The sequence below is a fragment of the Rhodococcus daqingensis genome (assembly GCF_042665615.1).
Lineage (GTDB): Bacteria > Actinomycetota > Actinomycetes > Mycobacteriales > Mycobacteriaceae > Rhodococcus_G > Rhodococcus_G daqingensis.
The window spans coordinates 1-2,377 of the sequence record NZ_JBHTCS010000036.1 but is presented as its reverse complement, the minus strand read 5'-3'; the positions used below and the strand labels follow the sequence as shown (position 1 = coordinate 2,377).

The 2,377-nt window shown below is 69.3% G+C and carries 1 protein-coding gene; it reads left to right on the top strand.

Annotated features, from left to right (window positions below):
• Positions 1-2,377 (top strand): amino acid adenylation domain-containing protein (locus ACFQS9_RS26435; RefSeq protein WP_378409532.1); only part of this gene is annotated, 2,377 nt, incomplete at both ends.

Here is a 2,377-nt window from a genome sequence, read left to right as displayed (position 1 = left end):
GCGGACGCCGGATGCGGTGGCGTTGGTGTTCGAGGGTGAGGAGCTGACGTACGCGGAGTTCGATGCGCGGGCGAACCGGCTTGCCCGGCACCTGATCTCGATGGGTGTGGGCCCGGAGTCGATGGTGGGCCTGGGTATCCGGCGTTCGCTGGACCTGATGATCGGCATGTACGCGATCGTGAAGGCGGGCGGCGCGTACGTGCCGATCGATCCGGATCATCCGGCGGATCGCACCACCTATGTGCTGGAGACGGCCGACCCGGTGTGCGTGTTGAGCACCCGGCGCGACCACTTCGAGGTGGATCCGCGGTTCGAGGTGCTCGAGATCGATCTGCTCGATACCTCGGCGTATGACGACGCTCCGGTGACCGATGCGGATCGTCGTGCCCCGCTGCACCTGGACAACACGGCGTATGTGATGTTCACGTCGGGGTCGACGGGTAAGCCGAAGGGTGTGGTGGTTACGCATCGGGCGATCGTGAACCAGTTGGTGTGGAAGCAGTCCGAGTACGGGCTGGGCTCCGATGATGTGGTGTTGCAGCAGATCGCGATGACGTTCGATGTGTCGGTGTGGGAGTTCTTCTGGGGCCTGCAGAATGGTGCCCGGTTGGTGATCGCGAAGCCGGACGGGCACAAGGACCCGTCGTATCTCGCGGAGGTCATCGCCGAGCACGGTGTGACGACGGCGACCTTTGTGCCGTCGCCGTTGGGTGTGTTCGTCGCGGTCGCCGATGCGGCGTCGTTGCGGACGCTGCGGCGGGCGTTTGTGATCGGTGAGGCGTTGCCGCCGGAGACCGCGGCTCGCTGGCGTGAGCTGACCGACGCCGGGCTGCACAACATGTACGGGCCGACGGAGGCGGCGGTGTCGGTGACGAACTGGGAGGCGCGCCCGGAGGACACGGTCACGACGCCGATCGGTCTGCCGCAGTGGAACGTCCAGGTTCATGTGCTCGATGCCGGGTTGCGGCCGACGCCTGCCGGGGTGGCGGGCGAGCTGTATCTGGCGGGTCCGCAGCTGGCGCGCGGGTATCTGACGCGGCCGGGGATCACCTCGGATCGGTTCGTGGCCAACCCCTTCGGTGATGCGGGGGATCGGATGTACCGGACCGGTGACCTGGTCCGGCGCCGTGGGGACGGGGTGCTCGAGTACATCGGGCGTACCGACTTCCAGGTGAAGCTGCGCGGTCAGCGGATCGAGCTCGAGGAGATCGAGTCGGCCGTGCTCGGGCACGCCTCGGTGCTGCAGACCGCGGTGCTGGTCGTGCAGGACGAGCGCACGGGTGACCAGCTGGTCGCCTATGTGGTTCCCGAGGACGGTCGCGAGGTCGACGGCGAAGAGCTCAGGCGCTACGTGGGCGGCACGCTGCCCGCCTACATGGTGCCGAACGCCGTGGTCGTGCTCGAGGAGTTCCCGCTCAACCCCAGCGGCAAGCTGGACCGCAAGCAGCTGCCGGTGCCGGAGTTCGCCGACGCGGGCGTGTACCGGGCACCGAGCACTGCCACCGAGGCCACCGTCGCGGGGGTGCTCGCGGAGGTGCTCGGCCTGGAACGGGTGTCGGTGGACGCGTCCTTCTTCGATCTCGGCGGCAACTCGCTGACCGCGACCCGGGTGATGGCGCGGCTCGCCGAGGAGATCGGGGTGTCGGTGCCGCTGCGGGCGGTGTTCCTGGAGCCGACGGCGGCGGGAATTGCGGCCGCCATCGACGGAGACGCCGATGGTGCGGCCGGGGAGGCGGGCATGTTCGACGTGCTGTTGCCGATCCGCACCGGCGGAGACGAGCCGCCGGTGTTCGTGGTGCACCCGGTGCTGGGGTTGTCATGGGCGTACTCGGCGTTGTCGTCGGTGCTCGACCCGCGGATTCCGATCTACGGGCTGCAGTCGCCGGCCGCGTCCGGGGACACCGCGCTGCCGGGCTCGATCGAGGAGATCGCGGATCGGTACGTGACCGAGATCCGGTCGGTGCAGCCGCAGGGCCCGTACCGGCTGATCGGGTGGTCGCTCGGCGGTGTGATCGCGCACGCGATCGCGGCTCGGTTGCAGGCCGACGGACAGCAGGTGGAGCGGCTGGTGATGCTGGACAGCTTCGCCGGGGACGCCGCCGACGGGCTCGGTGAGGGCGCGGCGGTGACCGCGGAGGAGATCCTCGGCGGGTTCGGCATCGCGGCCACCGCGGGCCTGGATCCGGAGTCCGCATCGATCGACGAAGTGCTCACGCTGCTGCGGGAGTCGACCGGTGGGCCGTTGTCGGCGGTGTCGGAGGAGTGGCTGCGTCGAATGGTGATGTCGGCGACGAACTCGATCGAGCTGATGCGCCGCTACGCCCCGTCGCGGATCGACGGGGACCTGGTGCTGTTCACCGCGGCGGCCGGGCGGGCC